15 protein-coding genes are annotated in these 26,755 nt (G+C 61.6%); 7 read left to right on the top strand and 8 right to left on the bottom strand.

Annotated elements, in window-relative coordinates; translation table 11 throughout:
* Positions 1-178 precede the first annotated feature (178 nt).
* Positions 179-2,632: a glycoside hydrolase gene (locus ONB52_19980; GenBank protein ID MDZ7418412.1), complete on the top strand. Its 2,454-nt coding sequence runs from the start codon at positions 179-181 to the stop codon at positions 2,630-2,632.
* 1 nt (position 2,633) lies between these two features.
* Positions 2,634-3,788 carry a family 10 glycosylhydrolase gene (locus ONB52_19975; protein MDZ7418411.1) on the top strand — a complete coding sequence of 385 codons (1,155 nt, stop codon included), beginning with the start codon at positions 2,634-2,636 and terminating at the stop codon, positions 3,786-3,788.
* Positions 3,789-3,924: 136 nt separating this feature from the next.
* Here ONB52_19975 and ONB52_19970 read toward each other — a convergent pair whose 3' ends face one another.
* The 8 genes from ONB52_19970 to ONB52_19935 form a co-directional block, all read right to left on the bottom strand.
* Complete coding sequence (locus ONB52_19970; GenBank protein ID MDZ7418410.1) at positions 3,925-5,169, bottom strand: ROK family transcriptional regulator; 1,245 nt, start codon at positions 5,167-5,169, stop codon at positions 3,925-3,927.
* 20 nt (positions 5,170-5,189) lie between these two features.
* Complete coding sequence (locus ONB52_19965; protein MDZ7418409.1) at positions 5,190-6,308, bottom strand: DUF2334 domain-containing protein; 1,119 nt, start codon at positions 6,306-6,308, stop codon at positions 5,190-5,192.
* Positions 6,309-6,336: 28 nt separating this feature from the next.
* Positions 6,337-7,392, bottom strand: coding sequence for an FAD-dependent oxidoreductase (locus ONB52_19960; protein ID MDZ7418408.1), 1,056 nt, complete (start codon positions 7,390-7,392; stop codon positions 6,337-6,339).
* Between the two features lie 58 nt (positions 7,393-7,450).
* Positions 7,451-9,388 (bottom strand): family 10 glycosylhydrolase, encoded by a 1,938-nt coding sequence (locus tag ONB52_19955; GenBank protein ID MDZ7418407.1) that lies wholly within the window; start codon positions 9,386-9,388, stop codon positions 7,451-7,453.
* A 68-nt stretch (positions 9,389-9,456) separates the two neighbouring features.
* The gene (locus ONB52_19950; GenBank protein ID MDZ7418406.1) at positions 9,457-10,446 is read right to left on the bottom strand and encodes a PorV/PorQ family protein; all 990 of its coding nucleotides are present in this window, start codon (positions 10,444-10,446) and stop codon (positions 9,457-9,459) included.
* 46 nt (positions 10,447-10,492) lie between these two features.
* Positions 10,493-13,687, bottom strand: a complete 3,195-nt coding sequence (locus ONB52_19945; GenBank protein ID MDZ7418405.1) for a hypothetical protein — start codon at positions 13,685-13,687, stop codon at positions 10,493-10,495.
* A 176-nt stretch (positions 13,688-13,863) separates the two neighbouring features.
* On the bottom strand, positions 13,864-16,551 hold the full coding sequence (locus ONB52_19940; GenBank protein ID MDZ7418404.1) for a TonB-dependent receptor: 2,688 nt from the start codon (positions 16,549-16,551) through the stop codon (positions 13,864-13,866).
* A gap of 42 nt (positions 16,552-16,593) precedes the next feature.
* Entirely contained in the window at positions 16,594-19,029 is a 2,436-nt protein-coding gene (locus ONB52_19935) for a glycosyl transferase family 36 (protein ID MDZ7418403.1), read from the bottom strand.
* A gap of 407 nt (positions 19,030-19,436) precedes the next feature.
* Between ONB52_19935 and ONB52_19930 the strand changes: the two genes are divergently transcribed.
* From ONB52_19930 to ONB52_19910, 5 genes are all read left to right on the top strand, one after another.
* Positions 19,437-21,617, top strand: coding sequence for a T9SS type A sorting domain-containing protein (locus tag ONB52_19930; GenBank protein ID MDZ7418402.1), 2,181 nt, complete (start codon positions 19,437-19,439; stop codon positions 21,615-21,617).
* A 73-nt stretch (positions 21,618-21,690) separates the two neighbouring features.
* Entirely contained in the window at positions 21,691-22,377 is a 687-nt protein-coding gene (locus tag ONB52_19925) for a putative N-acetylmannosamine-6-phosphate 2-epimerase (GenBank protein ID MDZ7418401.1), read from the top strand.
* Positions 22,378-22,419: 42 nt separating this feature from the next.
* Positions 22,420-23,763, top strand: coding sequence for an FAD-dependent oxidoreductase (locus tag ONB52_19920; GenBank protein ID MDZ7418400.1), 1,344 nt, complete (start codon positions 22,420-22,422; stop codon positions 23,761-23,763).
* The gene (locus tag ONB52_19915) at positions 23,763-25,172 is read left to right on the top strand and encodes a DUF5009 domain-containing protein (protein MDZ7418399.1); all 1,410 of its coding nucleotides are present in this window, start codon (positions 23,763-23,765) and stop codon (positions 25,170-25,172) included. The genes ONB52_19920 and ONB52_19915 overlap by 1 nt, the downstream gene beginning before the upstream one ends.
* A gap of 7 nt (positions 25,173-25,179) precedes the next feature.
* A complete protein-coding gene (locus ONB52_19910) occupies positions 25,180-26,001 on the top strand; it encodes an AAC(3) family N-acetyltransferase (protein ID MDZ7418398.1) in 822 nt (273 codons plus the stop codon).
* Positions 26,002-26,755 lie beyond the last annotated feature (754 nt).

Here is a 26,755-nt window from a genome sequence, read left to right as displayed (position 1 = left end):
GCAATTCTGTGCCCGCACGCTGGTGATGCACGCCGGCAGAATCCTGAACGCACGGCCGGAAGACCGCACAACGCCGCCAGCCTCCCCTCTTGACTTTGAGGCGGTTTGATTGCATACTCGGACCGTGTGATCTTTCAGCGCAGATTTGCCGGACCCAAACATCTCCCCAGGATCGCATATGCCCGAGCGCCACGCCACCGCCCCGCACACGCTGTATCTCATTCATCACTCCCACACCGACATTGGCTACACCGAATTTCAGCCGCGCATCGAACGCTGGCATGTGGATTTCATCCGCCAGGCTTTGCGCATTCTGGCGGATTCCCGGGCCCGGCGCAACCCGCATTTCGACGGCTTCAAATGGACCTGCGAGACCTTCTGGCCGGTGGAAAAGTTCCTGCAGCAGGCCGGCCATGAGGAGATTCAGGCCTTCGAGCAGGCGTTGCAAGCCGGCGAAATCGGTCTGTCGGCCAGCTATCTCAATCTGACCGAACTGCCCGATTTCGATCTCCTCCGCCGGATGATCGCACGCGCCACGACCTACGGCCGGAAAATCGGCGTGCCCGTCGATGCCGCAATGACCGCCGACATCAACGGCTACAGTTGGGGTTTCGCCCAGGCGCTGGTCGACAACGGGGTGGAAAATCTCTTCAGTTGCGTGCACACGCATCACGGCATGTTTCCCGTCGGCCGCAAGCAATTCCCCTTCTGGTGGGAAACGCCGCACGGCCAGCGCGTGCTGGTGTGGAATGGCGAACATTACCACTTTGGCAATGATCTCGGGGTGATGCCGGGTGCGGCCGCAACGTATCTCATCAAGGACGAGTTTCCGCTGTCCGCGATGTATGGCGAGGTTTGGCCCATTGCCACCACCCGCATCCCGCGCTACCTTGCCAGACTGCGGCAGGAGGGCTACCCCTTCGACTTCGTGCCGGTGATGGTCTCCGGCCTGCGCAACGACAATGCGCCTCCCAGCGGCCACATCATTACCATGATCCAGCGCTGGAACGAGACCCATGGCCGCCACATCCGGTTGCAGATGGTGACACTGGGCGAGTTCTTTCAGATCGTGCGACGCACCGGCATCACGCTGCCGGTGTATCGCGGGGACTGGCCGGATTGGTGGTCGGACGGCCCCGCAAGCTGCCCGCAGTACACCAAAATCTTCCGGCAGGCCCAGCGCGATTTGCGCCACTACCGGCAGTTGTGCCGGCGTTATCCACAGGTGACGCCGGCAGATTGCAGCGCCGTCGAATATGACCTGACCATGTTTGCCGAGCATACTTTTCAAGGATCGGAATCGGTCTCCCATCCCTGGAACTGGGTGCCGCTGATCATTTCCGCACGCAAGAAGGCCTTTGCGATTGCGGCTTACGAAGGGATACAAGTCCATCTCGAAGAGGCGCGCCGCCAGCTCGGGGCCGCGGGCATGCGGCCGGACATGCCGTTGCGTTACCGCGTCGTGAATCCTGGTGATCATGCAGTGCATGACATTGCGAAGATGCTGGTGCATCACTTCGAGTTTTTCGAGCGGCAACTCGATCAGGGCGTGGCAGTTTGGGAGGGGTCCGCCGCCGCGCCGGTGGCGCATCAGATGGAAGAAGTGCCGCGCGGCGTTCTGATCGGCGTTGCCTGCACGCTGGCGGCTGGAGAAGAGAAGACATTCGAAGTGCGGCCGGTGAAAACCCCGGCGGAAAACACGACCAGCAGCTTTCAGTTGCGGGGTGTGGAGGGCGTTCTGGACGTGGCACAAACCGAAACCGGCATGCAACACGGCAGCCACTTTGTGGAGACCCCGTGGGTGCGCATCTCCTGGCAGGAAAACAGCGGGATTACCTCCTGGTTCGACAAGCAGCAGCGCGTGGAGTTGCTCGACCCGCGGCGGGAGCACGGCGCATTCACGCCGGTTTATGAAATCACGCCGGTGCCGGAGCGCAGCCAAATGACGAACGTGCGCAAGCTCATGGGACGCAATCGCAAAGGCGTGAATGTCGTGCGCACGGCTGGCCGGCTGATGGCCGTGGAAGCCGTCAGCAGTGGCAGCGTGTGGAGCACAGCAGAATTGCGCTATGCGCTGCCGGGCACCAGTCTGTTTTTGGTCGAACTCCGGCCGCACGGGCATGCACCGCGTGTCGACGTGACGGTGCGCATCAACAAAGACCATCTCTGGGAGCCGGAAAATCTCTACCTCGCCCTGCCGTTTGCCCCCGGCGACCGGCCTTTCCAACTATGGCTCGACAAGGCCGGCGCAGCGGTCCGGCCGCGCCTGGATCAACTGCCCGGCACGCTGACGGATTTCTACAGCATCCAGGAGGGTCTGGCCTGGGTGGCGGAAGATTACGGCATTGCCCTCGCCACCCCCGATTGCAACTTGATGCAACTCGGCGATCTGCGCGTCAAACCGCGCCTGCTGCAGGGCATGCCCGGGCTGGAAAACGAGCCCATGCAGCTTTACGCCTGGTTGATGACGAATTACTGGGAAACCAATTTTGAAGCAGGGCTGGGCGGCTTTCATGAATTCCGTTTCATGGTGCAATGGGGCCCCGGGCTGAACCATGAGCACCGCGCGCTGCAATGTTGCCGCGCGTTGAGCGCCGGCATTGACTGCTTTCGCCTGGAGGCAGAGGGGTGACATGCACATTGTGATTTTGCTGCTCATGATCCTGAGCCTGACCTGCCGCTCCCTGTCCGCGCAAACCGTGGCCATGCCCGTCGAACTGCGCGGCGTCTGGCTCACCAATGTTGACAGCGAGGTGCTGGACAGCCGCGCCCGCATCGAAGCCGCGATGCATTTTCTCGCGGAGCACCATTTCAATGTCGTCTATCCGGTGGTGTGGAACAAGGCCATGACCACCTATCGCAGCGCGGTGATGGACAGTTTGTTCGGCCTGGCCATCGATCCGCGTTACGGCGATCGCGATCCGCTGCAGGAGTTGAGCGCTGCCGCCCACCGTCACGGGCTTGCCGTGATCCCGTGGTTTGAATTCGGCTTTTCTGCCTCTTATCAGGAAAACGGTGGCCATTTGCTGCGCCGCAAACCGCATTGGGCCGAGCGCGATCGCGACGGCAAACTGCTCACCAAAAACGGCTTCGAATGGATGAATCCCTATCATCCGGAAGTGCAGGAATTCATGCTGGCGCTGGTGCTGGAGGTTGTGCGCAATTATGCCGTCGATGGGGTGCAGGGCGACGACCGGCTGCCGGCCAATCCCAGCGAGGGCGGCTACTCCGCCTTCACCGACAGCCTGTATCGTGCCGAACACCACGGCGCGCCTCCCCCGCGGGATGCCAAAGACCCCGCCTGGTTGCGCTGGCGGGCGGACAAACTCAATGCCTTTGCACAGCGCCTGTATCGTGCCGTCAAAGCCGTCAAGCCGCAGGCCATCGTCTCCTGGGCACCGAGTGTTTATCCCTGGTCATACGAGGAATATCTGCAGGACTGGCCGGCCTGGATTCGCGGCGGGTATGCCGATGCGGTGCATCCTCAGGTGTATCGCTACAGCTTCGCCGACTATCGCCGCACACTGGATGAAATGGCACCGCAGAAAATCGGCCTCACTCCCGCTCAGCAACGCCTGCTCCATCCCGGCATCTTGATGAACCTCGGTGATTATCGCATGCCGGTGGACTATCTGCTGGCCGCGCTCGCCTACAACCGGCAGCAGGGGTATGCCGGCGAGGTGTTCTTCTTCTATGAGGGCTTGCGCCGCAATCAGGACGAGCTGGCGGACACTTTGCGGGCGACCTTCTATCGCACGCCGGCGCGGCTGCCCTGGCGTGCACAGTAGTCGCGGCCCGGCTCTGTCGATGCGATGCCGTGGCGGTTGGCACCGCACCCGCGGGCAGGGCGCTGTATGTGCTGCTTCCGGAAGATTGTTTGGAACCGGCCAACCGTGATGTCTGGCGGGAATCGTTCGCTGCGGGTCAACGGGCGCTGGCGGGAACCGAACGCAGGGCGGCGTGATGGGGGGAGTTTTTGAAGAGATTTTCGAGCACCAGTGTGGCGGCACCCACCAGCACGGCATTTTCACCCAGCATGCCGGTGCGAATATCCACCGCCTCCACCGGCGAGCGCAACAGGCCACGAACGGCATGGGCGCGCACTTCATCCGCCACCAGTGAGCTGCGATAGAACAGCGGCCCGTGGAGAATCATCAACGGCGGGTTGAAAGCATAGATGAGATTCACACACACCGTGCCGAGCAGCCGGCCGAAGTCCTTGAGCAGGTGCAAGGCCAGGGGATCGCCAGATTCTGCGGCGGCGATGATGTCGGCGACTTCACAATTCGCCGGCAGACTGGTGGCCCAGCCGTCTTCACGGCCGCGCGCCACCGCCTCCTTCAAATTGGAATGCGAGAGGATATCGCCCCAGTCGTGCTGTTGCGGCGTGATCAGCAGGGAGCGCCCGCCCGCCTGGTTGAGCGGCAGCTCGTTGTAGCCGATCTCGCCGGCGCTGGAGGTGGCACCGCGCAGCAACTGGCCGTTGACGATGATGCCGGCGCCAATGCCATCTTCCACCCACAGGCAAATCAAATCGCGCACCAGGCGGCCGGTGCCGAACTGGAATTCCCCCAGCGTCACAGCCTTCACATCGTTTTCGAGATGCACCGGCACGGCAAGCGCTTCGCTCAGATGGCGCTGCACGGGGAAATCCTGCCAGCCCTGCAGCGTGTAAGCCTCCCGCAAACAACCCTGTTCATAATCTAAAATGCCGGGCAAGCCCACGCCCATGCCGAGAATGCGATCGGCGGGCACCCGGTGGCTGCGCAGCATGCGCTGCATGCCCTTGATCAGGCGGTCGAGCACTTGTGCCGGCGGCGTGCCCAGGGCATAATGTTGCGTTTCCTGATCGAGGTGGCGTGCGTTGCTGTCCAGCAATCCGAAGCGGAAAAAATTGCGTTCGAGCTGCGCCGCCAGGATGAAACCGGCGCGCGGGCTGATGGCGAGCAACACCTCGCGGCGACCGCCGCGTTCGGTGGAGGCGCCCTTGCCCACCGTGGTCAACAGGCCGTGCTTTACCAGCTTTTGTGTGATGAGTGTCACTGCAGCACGCGAGAGATTCAAGCGCCGCGCCACCTTGGCCCGCGATATCGGGCCGGCTTCAAAGATCGTGCGCAACACCCGGATCTCGTTCAACCCGGCGAGTTTGCTTTCCAGCATGGAAGTCATGACAGCAGACCTCATGGCCTTCATCTGAGCAGCAGCAGTTTGCAGGTGGTGTTGCTCGCGCCCGCCTGCAAGCGCAAATAATAAACACCACTGGCGGCGGCTGCGGCCTGCCAGCGAACCCGATGGGTGCCCTGTGGCAGCCGGCCGTCAAGCAACTGCGCGACCGCCTGGCCGTTGGCATTGAACACCGTCATCTGCACCGGCGCAGCCTGCGCCAGACGGAATTCGATCAGCGTTGCCGCATTGAAAGGATTGGGATAATTCTGCACCAGCGCACCTGCCAGCGGGGCCGCGTTGTGCTGCGTGACGGCAGTGAGCCGGCCGGCAAAGTGTTGCGCGGCCTCCGCCAGTGTCATAAAGACCAGATCGCTGCCATATTCTGCACGCAGCGAATCGAGAACCTCCCCCACCCAGCGCACCACCAGGCCATTCTCATAGCCCGGCCGCGTGAAAGGATCGTGGAACAGCAGGCAAAAGTAGCCGTCGGCACGGCCCAGGCTGCGCACATCCTGCAGCGCCTGATGCAGCCGGGCTTGATAGCTTGCCGGCACCATTTGCCAGGTGTATTCGCGGTGTGGCGGCAGGTTAAACAGGCCCCCGGCAACAGACACTTTGGCCGGCCCGCTGGTTGAAATCCAGCGAAAGCCCTGATCCACCAAAACCCGATAGGTGGTGGAGTCGGCATGGTGGCCGGGCGGCACGAAGGTGAGCGCTTGCACGCCGAGACTGTCGGCCAGAATCTGCCGGCCGTCGTACACCAGCTTCTCCTGCTGGGCATACGTGAACGGCAGATTGTGCGTGGTGCAAAACATCTCATGACTGGATTGACTGCACCGCTGGCAAATATGGGTGTAGCCGTGCATGGCAATCTCATGGCCGCGGCCGGTGGAAGCGATCAGTTCGCGTTTGAGCATGCCATCCTGGTTGGCGGATTCGATCAGCCGGTGGGGAATCGTCACCCAGGTGACTTTGGCACCGCGGCTTTGCGCCGCCTGTTCGAACGCGGAAATGCTGCGCGGCAGAATGGTGAGGTTGCGTGACATGATGTCATCCACGCGCAGCACGACGATCAGTTTTTGTGGTTGCGCACCGGCGACCGCCGCAGTGAGCAGCAACCAGAGCAGGAGCAATCTCGCCATAAGAAATGATTTCGAAGTTGAAGACGCTTCAGATGCCGGCGATTGCCGCGGCCCGTTGTCCGGCAGCCACACCGCTGGCAAACGTATGCGGTGCCAGGCTGGTCCAGGCGGCGTCCGGCGAGGGGGGCAGTGCATGCCGACCGGCCACGAGAAGATTGCCGGCGTCGACCGTTTCCGGAACCTGCCACGGTCGCCGCAGCCCCACTTGCGCCGGCGTCATCAGAATGCGCGCGGTCTCAAAACCTGCCACCTGCTTCCGGAAGTATTCCACCAGGCGATGCGACAACGCCTGCCCCCGCAGCTCCGCATGCGTGAGAGCCGCCGCCTCCTCCGGCGATACCGGCGGCGCAAACAGCAGGTGGATGAGCAGCTCGCCGCTGCGCCAGGCTGGATCGAAACAGACATTCTGCACTGCACGAAACTCGGGCTGCTCCTCTTGCAGCCGCGCCAGCCCGTGGTCCGGCAGCACACGCTGCAGCGCCTCCCGTTGCTGCAGAAAACAGGCGAAGTAGCCGCCCAGGTCCTGCCCGCTGTTGCGCAGACGCGGGAGATCGGCCACCACGAAGGAATAGGCCAGCGGCACCGGTGAATTCCCGCGGCAAAAAGCCCCCGTGCCGGTGGCATCAATGAAAGCTGTGGCCCGCACCGACACCCCGCCTTCCCGGCAATGTATGATGGCCGTCACGATCCTCTGCTGCACGCGGCGCAAAATAATGACTTTGGCGTGCAACAGCAAATCCACACCCGCCGCCAGGACCTGTTCCTGCAGCGCATATTTGATCGTCTCGGGATCGAGCAGGATCAGGCGCGAATTGGCATCGGCATAATCCGGAAAGGGAGCGGCGCAAACCCCGAGCGTGCGGCAGCGCGCCAGGATTTCTTCAAACTCCGGCAGCAAAGCGGTTTCCTGGCGATAACGCCAGGGCAGGGCCAGCGCCGCGGCCGCCATGCCTCCCAAAAAGCCATACTGTTCGATGAGCAGCGTGCGTGCGCCGGCGCGCACGGCAGCCAGGCCAGCACCGACGCCCGCCGGGCCGCCGCCGAGCACGGCAACATCCGTCGTGATGGTGTGGACAATCTTCATCTCATCCCGGGGAATACGATGCCCGTCCGTTTTCCATTGCCAGCCTGGCAGATGCGTCTTAAGGCATCAGCACGAGCTTGCGTGTGGCAACCCAGCCCGAGGCCGAGAGCCGGTAGAAGTAGACGCCCGCGGCCAACTGTCCGGCATTAAAGGTCACCTGATGCACACCGGCCGGATAATCACCCGCGGCAGCCACGGCCACGCGCCGGCCCTGCAGATCAAAAACTTCCAAACGCAGCAGTGAGCGGCGCGGCACCGCAAAGGCAATGGTGGTGGCAGGATTGAAAGGATTGGGATAATTTTGCCACAACGCAAAAGCGGACGGCACCGCAGGCGCAGGCTGGTCGACAACTGCGGTCACCACCACTTCCGGGCTGAGTTGGCGGTTCAAGACCAACATCAGGCCATCGGCGGCCACCGTTTGCGTGGCCGGCACGCCGGCGGTGGTCAGCTCGGCAACGGCTTGCAGCCCGGTCGCCAGAAAACTCGTGCCCACCAGGGTCCATCCCCGCGTAACCGCGTTGGTCTCATTGAGCTTGATTTGCGTGCCACTGCCATCAAGCAGACGCACGGTGACTTCGCGTGCGAGTTGCGGCCCGTAAGGCTGGTAGAGATAGACATCGTAGTGTGCCGCGGTGGTGATTTCCGCGGAATAACGCAGCGCGGCGCCCGAACTGCCGCGCGCGGTCAAAATCCGGTTGTCGAAACTGAAATAGCTCGAATCCCCCCTGCCGGACAGCAAAGTCCAACTGCCAGTGCGTTCCACCGTGGCCGCGGTTTCCGCGATGATGGTGGCGGGGGGCCGCCACAAGCCCCGGCGAAACGGCGGCGACACCGGCTGTTGAAACACCTGCTGGTGCAGCGCCCGCGCGATCGGCGGCATACCTTCATAAAAAAAGAACACGCCCCCCGCCACAGCGCTGCGACGATTCTGCTCCACAAAGCTCACCACCAAATTTGCGGGCGCCTGATAGCTGCCGCTGCGAATCAACATGCCGGCAAAAAAACCGTCATAGCCGGCGGGGAGGCGGCTTTTGGTGTTGTTCAATTCGCTGGTGTAGGAAACCAGATCGAAGCGGTAAATCTGCGGCACCACGAAATCCGGCCGGCCCTGGCGCACGGCGGCAGGCCAATCCTGCATGAAATAAACATAGCCATAGGGATACACCACCGGCGCATTCGACACCAGAACGTGGGGATTGATCTTCTTCACCGTGTCGCAAAACGCGGCGGTGAATTCATTCAGCAAACCGGCACGCCAGCGGCGCCAGTTTTCGTCATCGGGATTGGCGGGCGGATCCGCCCCGTTGTGCTCGGCCCGATAGCGTGCCAGATGGGCATCATCATACCCGAAATCGGAGGGTAGAATCTGATTATTGGGGTTGCGGCCGAAGTGCACGCGGCCATAGCGGATGCGATCGAGTTGCACGCCGTCAATATCATAATTCTCGACCACCTCCAGCATCAGGCTGAGGAGAAATTCCCGCACTTCCGGATGCGCCTGGCTGAGCCAGTAAAAGCCGCCGCCAATGGCTTCATCATCCGTGGCGCCGCCGGTGGAGAGGCGCTTGCCGGCCCAGCCGGGATTGCGCGCCAGGATCGGCCCGCCGTTGTTGCCGAAGGAGGCGGCAAAGCCATACTCGAACCAGGGATGCACCTCGAGACCGACGCGATGCGCCTCGGCAAGCAACTCCGCCAGCACATCGCGGCCCTGGAAGGCGGGATCGATCAGCTCGCCGGTGACGCCGAGCATGACGAGGCTGGGATAAAGCGTGTAGCCGTTGTTGTACATCACGGGGAAGATCGCATTCAGGCCGGCGGCTTTGAGGGAATCCATCGCCGCGGCAATGCCCGGCTTGGAGTTGAGCACCTGTGAGGCCACATTGGTCACCCACACGCCGCGCAGCTCGGGGGTTTGCGCCGCCAGCGGCACGGCGGCCGGCAGCCAAAGGGCCGGCAGCCACAGCGCCAACACTCGGAGGTTGCGAATGGACATGAGCACCTGATCCGTTTGAAGGTTGGGACACAGCGCAGGCGGTGCCGCGTCAGCCGCGGCCGGCGCGTTCAAAAATCAACGCCCACCGAGAAATACTGCGGACTGTGCAGGCGGCCGCGGTCGGTATGGGCAAAATCGATGCGCACGTTCTTGTAGTGAAACCCGACACCGGCCGCCAGCCCGCCCTCCGCATCATCGAGCATGAGCTGGCGATAACCGGCACGCAGAAAAAAGAGGTTGTTGAGGCTGTATTCTGCGCCCAGGTTGAGATAATTGTCGTTGTTGTTGGGATAAAGCACGTCGCCGCTCAACAGCACGCGGTTCAGCCGCGTCTCCAGCACGCGATACGCGAAACCGGCGCGGAAGGTCACGGGCAAATCCCACGAGCGCGTGCGCAGGTCCGCCACGATGCCGTCATTGTTGCCGCCCACGCGCGGATCCGGATCGTAACGCACCGCGGTGTTGGTGCCGGACAGCCGCATCTCGCCGCCGAAATTGGAAATGCTCATGCCGATCGTCACCGGGTTGAACGGTGTGCGATACGTGAGACCGACATCGAGACCGATGGTGGCCGCCGACATGTCCCACAGCGCCTGCCGAATCAGCTTGACCGTGCCGCCAAAAGTGAAGCGATCGGTCAGACTGCGACTGTAGGTCAGGCCGAGCATGAGATCCTGCACGGTGAACAATTGGCCGGTGCCTTCCTCCCGTTCCTCGGTGGTGATCTCGAGCTGGCCCGAATTCAGCGAGTAGAAAGACAGCGCGAATTGGCCGATCTCATCGAAAGACAACATCACCGCACCGTAGTTGACGTCGATGTCGGCGAACCAGGTGGTGTGATTGAAATAGGCCTGGCCCCGGGCGAGGGTGGCGGCGAGTGCCGGGTTCCAGTAAATCGCGGAAACATCGGCCGCGCTCGCCACCGCGGTTTCACCCATGGCCGCACCCCGGCCGCCCACGCCGATCTGCAGAAAGGCACCGGCGGTGGTGCCGACTTTGGTCTGCGCGCCCGCAGCGCCGGCCAGCAGCAAAAACAGCAGCGCGAATTTCTTCATCATGATCCACTCCAGCAATTGGGATGGGTCCTGCGGTGAAAAGCCGGGGTCAGTTGATGATCGCAAACTTGCCCACATGCTCCCCGATGCCCGGCGCTTCCAGGTGATAGATGTAGAGACCGTACGCCACCTCCAGGCCATCCTTGGTCGTCAGGTCCCAGCGCTCGGTGCCGTTTGCCACGCCGTTGTGCTGCAGCACGCGCACCAGATCGCCGTTGACGGTGTAAATGCGAATGGTGCACTGCGCCGGCAGATTGATGAAGCGCACAAAGCGTTCGCCGCGGCCCGAAAGATAGGGCTGTTGTTCGAGAATCGAGGCCACGACATACGGATTGGGCACCACCCGCACCCGGCCGAGCACCGTGGCCGGGGCATTGCCGCGCACCCTGCCGGCAACGGTGCTGAAAACAAAGCTGTCGCGCTCGCTGAAAGGAATGCGATTGCGCACAACAAAAGTGTCGCCCCGGCGCGGCAGCACCCATTCACTCTCCGGCAGCGGCAAACCATTCTCATCGAGTGGCGGATCGAATTTCACCGCCCAGGCGGGATTGTAGCGCGTCGCTCCGGGCGTCGGCTTGAACACGAGATAAGCCACCTCGCCGGCAGTGATTTTGCCGTCCTCCTGTCCCACTTTCTCGCTGATCACGAAATCCAGCGGGCTGCGGGAATGCCAATCATACACCTTGAAATTCACCGGCCGGGTGATGCGTCCAGTGTTCGAGGTGAAGGCGGTATCGACACCCACCTCATCGCTGAATTCCAGCACGAAGGACACCGGCCACAACGGCGACGTGTCGAACAGCGGCGCCACTGTGGCCACCAGATTGGTGCGCCGGCCGGCCTCCCAGCCCGATTCGCTGAGCGCCAGCTCGCGCGTGGGAAATTCGTTCTGGAAGGTGAGGACGAAGCCTTTTTGCAAAAACTCCGTGGTCCATTCGCGCTGATACTTGGCTGTGCCGAGGTTGAGCGGGATGGCGCGACGCGCGGCCAGCGTATCGCCGGTGGTTTCATTCACCACCGTCACCGTGCTGGTTTCATATTCAACCACGGTGGTGCCGCGCACCGTGCCGAAGCTCACGCGAAAGTTCTCGTCCTTGAGCAAATCGGGGGCAACGATGCGAATGCCGACCGTACCGGTGGCCGGGCCGGCGCTGTGATGCAACACCTCGCCGACGTCGGTGCGGCCCGGCTCCAAATTCGAAGCCGGCGGATTGGGTGTCACCACCGCCGTGTTTTGATCGACCCGTGTGATCACACCGTCGGTCACGGTAATCGCGGCGGGCGATTCGCTGGGCGTGATGCGAAACAGGAATGGGCTGTCCGCCAGGCCGCGCCCATAAAAATCGTCGTCATAACCCCTGTCATAGGCGGTCAGGGCGTAATAGTAGGTGCGGCCGTTGATCACGTCTTCATCAATGAAGTAATGTTGCAGGCCGGTATCGTCGCCCATGTAGAAATGAATGCCGGTGGGTGCGCCAATTTCCTCGCCGAATTGCAGTGGATGCGGGCCGGTCAGGCCGTTGGCGAGGTCGAACTGCGCGATCGGTTGCCGGAACAGGGCGTTGCCGAGCGCGTCGGTGATTTCCCTGGCGTCACGAAATTGCGGATCGGTCGAGCGGTACAGCCGGTAGCCCTCAAAGTCGCGGCCATAAATGGGATCGCGGCTCAGCTCGGCCAGCTCATCCCAAATCAACGTGACCCTGCCGTTGCCCGGAATGGCGGTGAGCCGGGGCTGGCGTGGCGGCCGCGCAAAGCGGTAGTCCGAGTCATAGATGCGCTGCGCCACCTCCGCGCTGCGGAACAACGCCACTTCATCGGCACCAAACACCCAGCAGGTGGAAAAACGCTCGGTCTTGCGCGGCGGCAGATTGAACGGGCCGCTGCCGAAAATCCAATATTGGTTGACGGCCTGCTGCGGCACGGTGAAATAGCCGGGTTGAATGCGCGGCCACATCCCTTCTTCATCGGTAACGTTGACCGTGCCGAACAGCGGCGCGGTGAAGCTGGTCAGGCCGACTTGATCGCTTTCATCGTTGTCGGTCTTGCCAAAGTTGGGCTCGCCCTGGTCCGGCCGGCCGTTGCCTTCGGTGCCGTCGGCATCCGGACCGGGATAGCCTTCATCCAGCGGGCCGGCGCCATCGCTGCCGACGTCGTCAACGCCTGGGTTCCAGTCGCCGTCTTCATCGCCGCTCCAGTGCTCTTTGGCATCGCCGTATTTTCCCACCGGTCCGAAGATCAAATTGCCGGCATCGTTGTCGCGGCGTTCATCGAGCAGGCCGTCGTTGTCATTGTCCACCCCGTCATCGCCCAGGCCCGGCGATTCGAGAAATTTCCAGCCGAGGTAGCCTGGCGGAATTTCGCGGTTGCGCTGCCACACCCCGATGTTGTCGTTGTCCCAGCCATAGACCAGGTTGAGCTCCTTGCGGAAGGCGGCATTGTCATCAGTGGTGCCGCGGCCGCCGGGCCCAATATCGGCATAACCGCCAAAGAAAATTTTGCTGTCCGTGATGTTGTAGGTGTGTTCGCCAATATTGGAAACTTGATAATGAATGAAGAGAATGTCTTTGGCGAGCGGGTGGGCCCACTGAAACAAGCGGGTTTCGATTTGCATGCCCAGGCCCCGCCAGTCGGGGCGGTCGCGAAAGGGATAGAACTGAAATTCCTTGTTCCAACTGTCATCCATGACATACAACACTTCCTGATCGGCGTTGATTTGATTGAGGCCGAAGTAGCCGTTCCAGCGGCCGTTCCACGTCTGGTCCTTGCCCGGCCACGTCTCGGGCCAGGAGCTGGGATTGAGACTGTTGGCCAGCTCATCCTGACCCGGCGCCACTTTGAAGTAGCCCGGCAGGGGGTGAAACTTGTAGGAGATGTTGGTCACCGGATCGATCTCGCCGCCGGAGCCGCCGGCATCACGATAGCCATCCGAGATGATATGAATGGTCTGGCCGTTCCGGTCCACCACTTCCGCGGCGATAAAGCCGGTCATTTCGTGAATGTGATCGTGCCCGGTGCCGCGCGGCCACACCCCGCCGATGGGGCTGTCATTGCCCCGCGCGATCGTGCCGTGATTGGTGATGTCGGTCTCGACCTGATTGGCGTTCATGATCATGGCGCGGCGCAACAGCCGGTCGCTGCGATTGGGGTCGAGATAGACGCCGCCATTCTGTGCCCGGAGCGGAAGGGCGAGCACCCAGGCGCTCAGCAGCACGGGCACGGCCGCCATGCTTTTCCGTTTCATCATGGAATCAACCACCTTGGTTTTGATGCCAGGCCACGCGCGACTGCGCTGATATTTTGACAGGCATATCCCCCGCCGTCATCCTGCCGGAATCCCCGGGCGAGTGTGCCCCACGGCCTCCTTCGCGGAACCATCCGATACCGCGGTTGCAGGCAACCCTTGCTGGGTGCTGCCGCGCTTTAGAAATCGACCTTCACCCCCACTTTCACCTCACGCGGCACCGGTTGCGCCGCCGGGTTGAGGGCAAACTGATAGCGCGTGTTGATGATGTCAAGACCATTGGCGCGGTGCGCGGCCTCGTCGCGCGGGTCGATTTCCGGCAGCAGATCGCGGCGGAAGCTGTCGAGCAAATTGTCCACCTTCACGAAGATTTCGGGGCGCACCATGCCAAGAGCAAAGCGTTTGTAGGCCCGCAGATCGAGAAACAGTTCGCCCTTGTACCGGCCTTCGTTGCGCAGTTCGATGAAGCGTGCCGGGGTGAAGGGATAGCCGGAATTCAGGCGGGCGATCAAACTGCCGCCCCAGGAGGGCCGGGCATAATTCAAATAAGCGTTGCCATTGTGGCGCAGATCCCAGTCAAGATCCGCTAGTACGATGGCGCTTTCGTTGCGGCCCTGGGCATCGAAGAACTTCTGGCGCGGGTCACTGGCGATGCCCTTGGCGACTTGATAGGTATAATCCACGCCGCCGGTGAGATGATATTCCGGCAGACGAATCTCCGCCGACAACGTTACGCCGCGCACGCTGCCATAATCGGAGTTGGTGTAGCGGCCGTAGAGGTCCGCGGCATAGGTTTCGTGCAGATCGGTGCCGAGCAGATTGCGCACATCGCGGTAAAAGCCGGTGAGATCCACGGCCAGAAAGCGGGTGAGCTGCTGCTGCAGGCCCACTTCATACATGTCCGTGCGCTGCGGCTCCAAGTCGGCGTTGCCAATGATGCTGTTGTATGCACCGACCACTTCGAACTCGGGATTGTCGTAGAGGCGGCTGAATTCGGGAATCTGGAAGAACTGGCCGTAGGAGGCATGGATGACCCCCTGGGCGGTGATGGGAAACGCCAGCCCCAAACGCGGCGAGACCTGGGTCTTCGCTTTGACACGGCGGTAAGCCAGCGCTTGCTCGCGGGTGAAGATCTTGTTGCCGGGGTCGCGCAAATCCACCGGCACGCGGGCGCGCGCATCGAAATAATCGAAACGCAGCCCGGCATTCACGATCAGGTCTTTGATCTCGATCTTGTCCTGCAGGTAGGCGGCAAATTCCAGCGGATCGCGCTGATAGGCATCATGGTCGAAGGAACTCAGCGGCGGTATGCGCACGGCATAATCGCCGTATTTGCGCGGATTGACTTCGACATTGAAGAATTCGTTTTTCAGCTTGTGATAGCGCAGCTCGGCACCGGCTTTGAGAAGATGGGCATGGTTGGCCTGGAGGGTAAAATCACCGCGCAGGGCATAGCTCCTGCCATTGCGGTAGAAATGCGAGGGGCTGACGCCGCCGGTGGAAAAGACGAACTGCGGTTGCACGCCGCGCTCGAAGGTCGTGCGGTAACGCGGATCGAACGGGTTTTGGTAGACGTAGCTCTTCACATCGTTTTCATAGACCGCGAGATTGAGCGTGTAAAACGCGCGCCGGCCCAGCACATGGTCGATGCGGAACATGTGGTTGAAGGCCCGGGTGTAGCTCGTCGGCCGGTAATCCGGATTCAGGCGGTAAAAATTGCTGTAGCTCTGGCCTTTGCTGGTGCTGGCGAGCAGATTGTAGGACAGTTTGAATTTTGCCGTGAGGTTGCAGGTGAGCTTGACCTGTCCCGACAGGCTGCGATAAGGATTCATCGGTACCGCCGAGGAGTCGCCGCGCCGTTCGAGATAGTACTGGCTGGGATCGGTGGCGCGGAAGGAGGATGAATCGCCCGGCAGAAACACGCGCCGGCCATAAAGCCAATTCTCCTGGTCGGTGAACCGGCCGGAGGCAAAAAACTTGAGTTTGGGCGTAAACAGCGGGCCGCTGAGATCGGCTTCCGCATAGCGCTGCGCCAGCGGGTCAATCCTGCCGATGTTGTAAAAGATTTCGTCGCGGCGCGACAGGAAGTCGCCGGCATAGGCCGAAAAACTGCCGCGATAGTTTTCGGAGCCCTCACGCGTGACGATGTTGACAATGCCGCTCATCGCCTGGCCGTATTCGGCATTGAAGGTGCCACTGATCACCTCCAGCTCCTGGATCGCATTGTTTTCCACCGGCACCGCCAGGCTGTTGCTGAAGGGATTGGCGATGGCGATGCCATCGACATAAAACTGAATCTCGCTGCTGCGGCCGCCGCGAATGTGGAGATCGCCGCCCAAACCACGTGTCACGCCCGCCTGCAGGGTGAGCACCTCCTGAAATCCCTCGACCGGCAGCGCCTTGAGATCTTCCCCCGAAACTTTTGCCGAGGAGGAAGTGAGATCCTTGACCACCAGCGGCCGTTCGGCGGTGACGACCACCTCTTCGCCGGCGAGCGCTTCCTCGTGCAAAGCGAAATCAACCGTGCTGGTGCGATCAACTTCGACGCGGATGGGACGCTTCACCACCCGCTGGTAGCCGATCACCGAGGCTTCCAGCACATACTGTCCGGGCCGCACATTGATGAGGAAGTAGCGACCCTTGCCATCGGCGCCGGTGCCCTGCACGGGCTGCAGCGCGGTTTCACGGCCGTCAATAATTTGCGCGCGAATGATCACGGTGGCGCCCGGCAACGGCTCACCGGTTTTCGCGTCCGTCACCTGCCCGGCAATTTTGCCGGTGATACCGGCCATTGCCGCCAGCGGCAGCAGCAGGACGCCGATCAGGGCAGGCGCCAGACCCTCGGGGAACGCGGAGAAAATGCGCATAACCGACCTTTTCCGTGAAGAGGTGAAACCACTCGCATCCATTCACACTGTCGTGCGCAACTGCAGGTGCACGTGCAGCACGGCGCCCGGCCGCTGCGGCAGAACGTCGTCCTCGCATACTTCACCGTTCACCAGCAGGCGCCGTGGCGCATCGAATTTTGCGCTTTGCTCGATTTCGACTTCATAGATCGTGCCGCGGAACGCGCGGTGCAGACGCACGCGCGGCCAGTTGACCGGCAAATGCGGATCCAGCTTCAGGCCGCGATAAGTTGGTTGCAATCCCAGGATCACGTCCGTGCCGATGCGCAGCATCCACACCGCCGAGCCGGTCAGCCAGGAATGGCTCGCCTCCCCCGCGGTGGGATGTTCGGGGCTGGTGACATACTCGGCGTAGACATAGGGTTCGGTTTTGTAACGCTCCTGACCGGCACGGCTGCTGCTGTTGATGGGCATCATGTCACGATAAGTCTGCCAGCCGAGTTGCACATCGCCGTACAACAGCTCGGCACAAACGTACCACGAGGCGGCATGATTGAACACCGCGCCGTTTTCCTTTTTGCCCGGCACGCAGCGTGTCGCCAGGCCGATCGCCGGATCGACAGTGCGATAGGCGGGAGAGACGATTTGCGGACCAAAAGGTGTCATCAGTTTTTCGCGCACCGCCTGCAACACTTGTCGGGCCCGCTCGCCGGTCGCCACGCCGGCGAGCACGGCCCAGGATTGCGGCTCGATAAAGATCTGCCCCTCTGAATTGCGATGTGAGCCGAACGCTTCTCCATTGTCTTTGAAACCGCGCACATACCAGCGGCCATCCCAGGCGAGCGTGTTGATCGCCGTCTTCACCCGCTCATAGACGGCGAGATAGTGACGTGCGGTTTCCCGCTCGCCGAGATGGTCAAACAGCATCCCGGCTTCCCGCAGCAGATAACACAGGAAGGCCGCACCCCAAATGGTTTCACCGGTGCCGCCGCGGCCGACATAGTCGAGCGTGTCATTCCAATCACCCGGTCCAAAGCGCGGCAGATGCCGCGCCGTAAGCTGGCCGATGACATAGTCGAGCGCCAGCACGACATGCTGCCGCAGCGGGGCCGCACCACGATCATAAAACGGCACAACAGCATCGAGCAGGGAGAAATCGCCGGTTTCTTTAAGATAGTTGATCACCGCGAAAGGCAGCCACAGCGGAGTATCGGAATGCCCGGTGCGCTCGCCGGTGCGCGCGAGGCGGAAATAATTATGCAGGGTCGAGCCATCGGCGAATTGATAGGAAGCGATTTCGAGCAAGCGCGCCTTCACCGCCGCAGGTTCGGCGAGCAACGGCCCCCATAGATCCTGGCATTGATCCCGAATGCCGGTGCCGAACAGCAGGCCGCCGTGATAATAGCCGGCGTTGCGCGCCATGTCAAAGGTCACCGCAGTCTGGTAGCGCGTCCATACGTTGATCAGAGCGTTGAAAGCGGGGTCGGGTGTTTCAGCCTGCAGCACGGAAAGATGCCGGTGCCAATGGGCTTTCACCGTCGCGAGCGCCGCCGCCACCGCACCCGCCTGGCGATAATGCTGCAAGACGCGCGGGACCTGCTCGTCCGCGGCCGCTTTATCGGCGACGCCAAGCAGCATGGCAAAGGTCAACGTCTCCCCCGCCGCGAGTTCCAGGTCATATTGCAGCGCGACGCACGGATCGCCGTGAGTGATTTCCGAATCAAAACAGCGCCGGCGCTGCACCGCTGCGGGATTGGCTTCCGAGCGCCAGCGGCCGATGAAATGCTCCCTGCCGCCGTCGAACCCGGCCGGCGCCTGCGGCAGCGTGCTGGCGAAATAGACGACGAACGGCCAGTCCTGATTCGGCTGTTCCACAGTGACCCCGCGGGTGTTCTTCCAATAGTTGCGCGTGGCAGCCAGGCCGCGCCATTCGCGGCGGAAACGCACCGCACTGAAATGCTTGTCATTGGGCTGGTTGATCAGATCATTGAGGGCATTCCCCAAACACAGCTCGGCATAGGCAAACAAATCAAAGCGCCGGCGTTCCCCGCTGCGATTTTCCAGCTTGACCAGCCAGCATTCCATCGCTTCGCCGCGGGGAACAAAGTACGTTACTTCAGCCGCTAAACCCCGCCGCGTGGTGGCGATGATGGTGTAGCCCAGGCCGTGCCGGGCTTCATAATGATCGTAGGACAGCGTTTGGGTGGGCGCCCACGACAACGACCAGAATTCGTGGCCGTCATGCAGATAAAGATAACGGCCGGGCTGATCCCAAGGCAGGCTGTTGTAACGAAAGCGCAGAATGCGGTTGTCGCGCGGGTCCTGTACGAAGGAGAACCCGCCGCCGACGTGGCTGCTCAGTGCCTGGTAATGTTCGTTCCACAAATAATTCACCCAGGGCGCGGGCGTGTCGGGACGGGTGATGACGAATTCACGATAATCGCCCGTGAAATGGCCATAGGGGTTGGGGGGCAGAGAATCCTGATTGTGATCGGACATGCGGGCCGCAATCGGTTGGATGAACCGGCTGATTCTGGGTCACAGTTAGGATTTGTTGATTCTCTCTCCTAACAAACATTTTCAACGCCCTGTCCTGGCGAGTCGGCTTTGCCGCACTCCTGCCGTCACCAAATTGCGGCAGGATGCCGGGGAAGCTGTGGGGAAAACCGCGATTTTCATGGCTGAAAATATATCAATCCGGGATCATTGTCAAGCCATTTCCAGGCAGGAGATCCGGATCGACGTCCGCCCGGCCGGAGAAAGACCTTGACAATGAGAAATGTTGCGATATATTTGTTTATATGATCAATTAAAAATACGCGGGTCGGCGCCTGCCACCACCCCGAGTTTTTGCCGGCCCGTCCTTGTCTCAGTGCTGTTCCCACCATAACGCGAAGGAGCTGCCTATGAAACTCGCGACGAGGCTCTTGTGGATGAACATCCTTCTTTTTTACGGGCCGGCCAGGCCGCAGGACCCGCCTCCTGCCACGGCCAATCTTTATGTGATTGCCTTCAATGGTCAGCCGGTCACGATCGATGGCGTACTGCAGGACTGGCGCGATGCCGAGTTCATCTATCTCAGCGAAGACGGCCCCACGCATGGCGTTTTCAAGGGCGCCAAACCCATTGCCTCACCGGCGGATTTCAGCGGCCACGTTGCCCTCAAAATGGACAACGACAATCTTTATCTTGCGGCCCACGTGCGCGATGAAGGCGGCATTTTAATTCATCCGCCCCGCACCCGTCAAAATGCCAACCTGAGTTTCGCCTTCGACCATCTCGCCATCTATCTTGGTCTCTACGACATCGGCACGCTGCCCGGCAGCCCGCATCGCAACACGGTGGACATCATCGACCCTGCCACCGGCCGGGTGGTGCAGGGCGGCCGAACCTATCGCATCAAACCCGGCACCGACAACGATCCCGACAACGCCACCCTGGGGCCGGATTATCAATTCGGTGTGAACTTTCAAACTTATGACAAAACGCTGGCCAACGGTGCCTATTATGCCAGCGGCGAAGAGGTGATCAACTACAACTGGGGTTACGTCGACACCCTGATCGCCAACACCGAGCTGGCAATCAAGCCGTGGAGTGATGAGAAGGGCTTCACGCTGGAATGGCGGATCCCCTTCGCCTCCCTGGCGGGAAGGATTGCGCGCGCTTCCAAACCACAGGCCGTCATCGAATGGCCGCTCTATCGCCCGCAAGCCGGCGACGTCCTTCCCTTCGACATTGATCTCACCGATGATGACCGGCTGGGGGCTCCGGAGGATTTCAACAACAACTTCCTCGGTCTGGGCCGGGGCAGCAATCTCTGGCGCGATTCTTACGCCTGGGAGGGTCGGGGCGTGGTGGTGGATGTCAGTGGTGGCAGGAATGCCGGCAATTACTATCATGCTGCTTTCGCACCGGCGGGGGCGGGAGTCACCATCGACGGCGATCTCAGCGACTGGTCCACCTCGCAGTTCATTGGCATCAGCCAGGACAGTCCCAATCACCAGTACATTTTTCAAAACGGTGACGTGCTGAGCTCGCCGGCGGATTTCGGCGGCTACATCGCAGTGCGGCTGGATCAGGACAACATCTATTTCGCGGCCCGCGTGCGCGATGAACCGCAGGGCACGGGTGCCTTTCAACACCGTCGTCGCAACCGCAACGATGCCAATCTCATGTTCACGCAGGAGCACGTTGCGCTCTATCTCGGCTTGTATGATATTGGCGATCTCCCCGGCAGTCCGCACCTGCGCGATGTCAACATCATCGACCCCGCCACCGGCCAAATTGTCGCCGGCGGCCGCACCCATCGCATCAAGCCGGGGACAGACGATGATCCCGACAAAGCCACGCGCGGTGCCGACTATCAGCTCGGCATCAATATCCAGACCTACGACAGCACTTTGACCAACGGCGCATTCTATGCCAGCGGCGGCAGCGTGGTCAATTATGCCTGGAGCTACGTTGACACCCTGTTGCACAACACCGTCGTGGCGTTGCGTCAGTGGGACGATGAGAAGGGTTATGATCTCGAATGGCGCATCCCGCTGGCGTCTCTCGCCGGTAAAATTGCCAAACAGGTCGCCCCGCAGAAAAATCTCGAGTGGCCGCGCTACACGCCGCAGGACCGTCACATCCTGCCTTTTGATGTCGATCTCACCGATGAAGATCGCATCAACAACCAGGATGGCACCAACAGCTTCCTGCGCATGGGGCTGGGCTCGAGTCTCTGGCGCGATGCGGCGGCCTTTGGTCTGCGCATGAAAGTGATTGGATCGCCGGGCAGCATCACCGCGGTCGAACAAACGCCCGCTGCGGCAGTCGTGCGCGAATATCGCCTGCTGCAGAATTATCCCAATCCCTTCAATCCCGGCACGACCATCATGTTTGAGCTGCCGGCCACCGTGCCGGTGAGCTTGAAGGTCTTCAATCTCGCGGGGCAGGAGATCACGACGCTGGTCAACGGCGTGCTGGTTGCGGGCCGCCATCGGTTCTCATGGACACCGCGCAGCGAGCCCAGCGGCCTTTACCTCTATCGTCTGCAAGCCGGCGGACAGGTACTGACGGGCAAAATGCTTTTCATCAAATAGCCGTCGCCCGGCGCAAGGCGGCGGGCATGCAACAATTGACCACAGGAATGCAATTGCAACAGGAGGGCAGAACATGTTTGCGGCGCTGCAGCATGGTTTGATCGTGTCATGCCAGGCCGCGGGTGACGAGCCGCTGAATCGTCCCGAATATCTTGCCGCGCTGGCGCGCTGTGCGGAAATCGGCGGCGCGGTGGCGATTCGCACCGAGGGTCTGGAAAAAATTCGCGCCATTAAAGCGGCGGTCAAGTTGCCGGTCATCGGCTTGATCAAAGGCTCGTTTGCGGACGGGTCCGTCCTGATCACGCCGGACTTCGCCGACATCGCCGCGATGATCGACGCCGGCGCAGACATCATTGCCCTGGATGCCACGGATCGTGTGCGGCCCAATGGCTGGCATGGCTGCGATTTTCTGCATGCGGTCAAGCAGCGCTACCGCATACCGCTGCTGGCGGATGTGGCAACCCATGCGGAGGGCGTGCAGGCGGCGGCGGCGGGAGCAGACGCGGTGGCGACAACACTTTCCGGATACACCCCGGCCACCGCCCAGCACGCCAGCAAGGAACAACCCGACTATGCGTTGATTGCGTCGCTCAGCCGTGCCCTGTCGCTGCCGGTGATTGCCGAGGGCCGCATTTGGGAAGCCGCGCAAGCCCGACAAGCCATGGCTGCAGGCGCGTTCGCCGTGTGTGTCGGCAGCGCGATCACCAGACCGCAATTGATCACCCGGCGCTTCGTGGCGGCCATACAAAACCGGGCATAATCGCGGCAAACCGGGCCGCAACCAATGCGCGCGAGGTCAGGCATGATTGCGCAGTTCCAACATCCCCCTGAACACCTGCACCATGATGTGATTGTTGTGGGTGGCGGCATCGCGGGTATTTGCGCGGCTGCCAGTGCCGCCCGTCTGGGTGCACGCACTCTGCTGATCGAGCGCTACGGCTTTCTCGGCGGCATGTCTACTGCGGGCATGGTCACGCCCTTCATGAAGTTCTGGATCGAAACCGAGGGCGGCCGGCGCCAGCCGCTGGTGGGTGGCCTCTTCGAGGAGCTGACCCAGCGCATGGCAGCGATCGGCGGGATGATCGAGAACGGCTTCAGTGCTCTGGCCTTCAAACGCGTCGCCGCCGAGATGTTGCTCGAGGCCGGCGTCGAGCTGCGGCTGCACGCGGTCATGCTGGGCGCCCGGGTGGAGCATGGCAGGGTGCAAAGCATTCTGCTGCAGCAGGGCCGCGCGCTGCAGCCGCATTCCGCCCGCGTCTTCATCGACACCAGCGGCGACGGCGAGCTGCTGTTGCACGCCGGCGCACCCTGGCGCAAGGGGGATGAGCAAACCGGCCGGTTGCAGGCGATGACCTTGTTCTTTCGCCTCGGCGGCATCGATCTGGAGGCGGCGGTCGCCCACGTCGCCGCGCATCCGGAACAATTCTTTGCCTGGTCCACCAAAGAATATCACCCCGGCCGCATTGTTGCCATCGCCGGATATTACGACCTGGTGCGCAGGGCGCGGCAGGCAGGCCTGTTGAGTGAGGCGGTGGACTACTTCTTCTTCACCTCTCTGCCGGCCTTCGGCGAGGCGGCCTTCAACACCACCAACATTCTCGGGCTGGATGGTTCCTCCTCCCGGGATTTGACCGCGGCGGAAATCGAGGGCCGCCGGCAGGTGTTCACAATTGCCGGCCTGTTGCGCGCCGGTGCGCCGGGGTTCGAACACGCCCACTTGATCGAAACCGGCGTGCAAGTGGGCGTGCGGGAAACACGGCGCGCGGTGGGTGATTACGTCATGACCGGCGAGGATGTGATGCATGCACGCAAATTTCCTGATCGCATCGCGCGCGGCTGCTACGGCATCGATGTGCACGGCCAAAAAGACGAACCCTCGCGCATGGAACATTTGCCGCCGGGGCAATACTATGAGATTCCCCTGGGCACGATCATCGTGAAAGATTGGGAAAATTTGCTGGTGGCCGGCCGCTGCCTGTCGGCGACGCGTGCCGGTCACGCCGCCCTGCGCATTCAAGCGACGTCCGCAGCGGTGGGCGAGGCCGCCGGTGCACTTGCCGCGCTTGCCCTGCCGCATGCCGGCCGCGTGCGGCAGGTGCCGCTGGCACAACTGCAGGAACATCTCGGCAAGCTGGGAAACATCTGATGGAACACGCCCGCAGCCAGGCACTCGATGCGCTTCGCGGCTTCGCCATTCTGATGATGGTGCTCTCCGGGCTCGTGCCGTACGGCGTGCTGCCGGCGTGGATGTATCATGCCCAAGTGCCGCCGCCCGCGCACAAATTTGACCCCAACCTGCCGGGCCTCACCTGGGTCGACCTGGTCTTTCCGCTCTTTCTCTTTTGCCTCGGTGCCGCCCTGCCGCTGGCGCTTACTGCGCGTCTGGCGCAGGGCACGCCGTGCTGGAAAATTGCCGGTGCCATCCTGCAACGCGGTTTTCTGCTCGGCTTTTTTGCCATCGCCTTGCAACATCTCAAACCCTACACTTTCAGTGCGCAACCCACCGCCAGGCACTGGCTGCTCGCCCTGCTGGCACTCGCCGTTTTCTTTGCCCTCTTCACCCGTCTGCCACGGGACTGGAAGCCGGCCGTGCACTTTGCCGTCCGCGCGGCAGGCTGGCTCGTTGCGCTTGCCCTGCTCGCCACGGTCCATTATCCCGACGGCAGCGGATTTGCGCTCGCGCGCAGCGACATCATCATCATTGTGCTTGCCAACATGGCGGTGTTTGGCAGTCTGATCTGGCTGGCCACGCGTTCCCGTCTGATTCCGCGTCTCGGAATCCTGGGAGTATTGCTGGCACTGCGCCTGGCCAGCACAACGCCGGGCCTGGTGGCGTGGCTGTGGCAGGCCAGTCCCGCGCCGTGGCTCTACCAGCTCTACTATTTGCAGTACCTCTTCCTCGTCATTCCCGGCATGATTGCGGGCGAACTCCTGCTGCGCTGGCGGAGAGCCAGTCGTGAAGAAGACAAGCCGCTGCGCGCATGGAACCAAGGCCGGCCAGTGGCCCTGGTCACCCTGATCATCGGGCTGGCCATCTTCCTGTTGCTCGGCTTGCAGGCACGCTGGCTCATCACCACCACGGTGATCACTTTCGCCGTGCTGCTGATCGGGGCGGGGCTGACACGGAGACCGCGCACGCGCACCGAGGGTCTGCTGGCCAGGCTCTATAGTTGGGGCGCCTACTGGATCATCCTCGGGCTCCTGTTCGAACCTTTCGAGGGCGGCATCAAAAAGGATCATCCGACGTTGAGCTACTACTTCGTCACCGCCGGCCTGGCTGTTTTGCTGTTGCTCACGCTCGTCATTTTTATCGAAGTCTGGCAGCAGCGGCGCGGGTTTCAACTGCTCATTGCCAACGGCCAGAATCCCATGCTGGCTTATATCGGCGTGGCGTTTGCGATCATGCCGGTGCTGCATCTCACCGGCCTCTATCCGCTCCTGCAAGCGGTCACCACCGCACCGTGGCTGGGATTTTTAAGGGGCATGCTGCTGACGCTGCTGCTCGCGCTGCTGGTGGGCTTTTGCACCAAAAGAAAAATTCTCTGGCGCACCTGAGGCCGGCATGACTGACGGAGGTTTCACGCGAAAAGGACCGGGCATAAGCTTGCTCGAGTATCTGCACCAACTCGGCCTGAGACCGGGACAGCACGCGCTGCTGCATGGCTCCCTGCGGGCCGTTCGTCGCGCCTTCCCGCGCTGCCGCGCTGAAGAGGTGCTTGCCGCCCTGCAGCGCATTCTGACGGCAAACGGTTCGCTGATCATGCCCACTTTCACCTACTGCTTCAAACGAGTCGCCGGCGGTGTGGTGCCCTATGAGGCCGCCACCACCCCCAGCAAGACCGGATTTCTCTCCGAGCACTTTCGGCAAAATCCTGGTGTAATCCGCACAGCTTCACCGACCCACGCCTTTGCTCTGTGGGGCAGGGTCACTGAAGAAGTGGGCGCCGACAACTCCCCCACCGCACCACTCGGCAGGGGCAGTGTGCTCGAATGGCTGCACGCCCGGGACACCGCGGTGGTGGTCATGCTGGGGGTGGATTTTTCCGCCTTGACGTTTGGCCATTATCTCGAACACGCGGCCGGTCTGCCGGGGCTGAGAAATTTTCCATGGACGCATGCCGGCATTCTGCCAGTCGGCGTATCCACCACCGGTGAGCAGCCGCTCGAGGAGGTGCCGGGTTGCAGCCGCTCTTTCATCCATCTCGAAAAACATTTGCTCGAGCAGCAGTGCCTGGTGCCATATGAGCACGCCGGACTGCGCAGTTATCTCATTTCAGTGGCCCGTTTGTATGAGGAGGGACTGGCATTTCTGCGTGAGCATCCCGATGGCTTGCTGTGTGCGGCGGGCACCTGCCAGGCCTGTGATACCCGCCGCCAATTCTGACCTGTCTCATGGCCAGGCACCACCTCCGGTTTGCCGTGTTCAGAGGGCCGGGATATGCGGCGCGACCGGTGCATGCGCTGCTGGAAAGTGGCGCATGCAGCCAGCCTGTCGCTCATGCCTGAGTTACGTACGGGGTAATGGCGCAGCCATCTTGTCCAATGCCGCTACTTTTTCGAAGCGACAAAATCAAAAGCCAAAACACGCAAAGAGGTGAAGCCGCAGGGGTTTCGCAAAGGATGACCGTTGCGCCACGGTTTGAGCGTGGCTTTATCTTGCGATCCTGCAGAGGCGCTCTGCAGGCATGCCGTGGCAGATCACAAAAAGACTGTCACTGCGAAGATTTTTGAACCACGCAACCCCCAAGAGCACCGGGGAAAACCTGCTGTCCTGTTTGACTTTTGTGATGCTGATGCCTGTTGTCTGGCAATTGCCGCAGAAAAACTCCTAGTGCATTGTTACGTCAATTTTTGTAGCCCCGGCCCTCGTGGGTTGCTGCTGAAGGAGCAAAAATTCATTTTTGAACAGCCGCCCACGAGTTATTCCGTTCACAGTCAAGGAAAATTTCTATTGTCTATGCAAGCGTGAGAGTTTTTTGCTTTGTTTTAAAAGTTGGTGACATCGGCCATCTTGTCTCGAGACAGGGAGGCCTGAGCCATCCCACACGTCACGCAGGGATTGCACCCGTGGCGCGTTATGCCCGGGTGCCGGCGCTGTCATGACAAAGCCTGCCGCGCGTTGCCGCATGCAAATTTTC

It is taken from the genome of candidate division KSB1 bacterium (assembly GCA_034506255.1).
GTDB classification, from domain to species: domain Bacteria; phylum Zhuqueibacterota; class Zhuqueibacteria; order Zhuqueibacterales; family Zhuqueibacteraceae; genus Coneutiohabitans; species Coneutiohabitans thermophilus.
This window is presented reverse-complemented; position numbering and strand designations above follow the sequence as displayed.

What these genes read in the sequence shown, in the direction of transcription:
- ONB52_19980 (MDZ7418412.1), top strand. Translation starts at nt 179, where the DNA reads ATGCCCGAGCGCCACGCCACCGCCCCGCACACGCTGTATCTCATTCAT.
- ONB52_19975 (MDZ7418411.1), top strand. Translation starts at nt 2,634, where the DNA reads ATGCACATTGTGATTTTGCTGCTCATGATCCTGAGCCTGACCTGCCGC.
- ONB52_19970 (MDZ7418410.1), bottom strand. Translation starts at nt 5,169, where the DNA reads ATGACTTCCATGCTGGAAAGCAAACTCGCCGGGTTGAACGAGATCCGG.
- ONB52_19965 (MDZ7418409.1), bottom strand. Translation starts at nt 6,308, where the DNA reads ATGGCGAGATTGCTCCTGCTCTGGTTGCTGCTCACTGCGGCGGTCGCC.
- ONB52_19960 (MDZ7418408.1), bottom strand. Translation starts at nt 7,392, where the DNA reads ATGAAGATTGTCCACACCATCACGACGGATGTTGCCGTGCTCGGCGGC.
- ONB52_19955 (MDZ7418407.1), bottom strand. Translation starts at nt 9,388, where the DNA reads ATGTCCATTCGCAACCTCCGAGTGTTGGCGCTGTGGCTGCCGGCCCTT.
- ONB52_19950 (MDZ7418406.1), bottom strand. Translation starts at nt 10,446, where the DNA reads ATGATGAAGAAATTCGCGCTGCTGTTTTTGCTGCTGGCCGGCGCTGCG.
- ONB52_19945 (MDZ7418405.1), bottom strand. Translation starts at nt 13,687, where the DNA reads ATGATGAAACGGAAAAGCATGGCGGCCGTGCCCGTGCTGCTGAGCGCC.
- ONB52_19940 (MDZ7418404.1), bottom strand. Translation starts at nt 16,551, where the DNA reads ATGCGCATTTTCTCCGCGTTCCCCGAGGGTCTGGCGCCTGCCCTGATC.
- ONB52_19935 (MDZ7418403.1), bottom strand. Translation starts at nt 19,029, where the DNA reads ATGTCCGATCACAATCAGGATTCTCTGCCCCCCAACCCCTATGGCCAT.
- ONB52_19930 (MDZ7418402.1), top strand. Translation starts at nt 19,437, where the DNA reads ATGAAACTCGCGACGAGGCTCTTGTGGATGAACATCCTTCTTTTTTAC.
- ONB52_19925 (MDZ7418401.1), top strand. Translation starts at nt 21,691, where the DNA reads ATGTTTGCGGCGCTGCAGCATGGTTTGATCGTGTCATGCCAGGCCGCG.
- ONB52_19920 (MDZ7418400.1), top strand. Translation starts at nt 22,420, where the DNA reads ATGATTGCGCAGTTCCAACATCCCCCTGAACACCTGCACCATGATGTG.
- ONB52_19915 (MDZ7418399.1), top strand. Translation starts at nt 23,763, where the DNA reads ATGGAACACGCCCGCAGCCAGGCACTCGATGCGCTTCGCGGCTTCGCC.
- ONB52_19910 (MDZ7418398.1), top strand. Translation starts at nt 25,180, where the DNA reads ATGACTGACGGAGGTTTCACGCGAAAAGGACCGGGCATAAGCTTGCTC.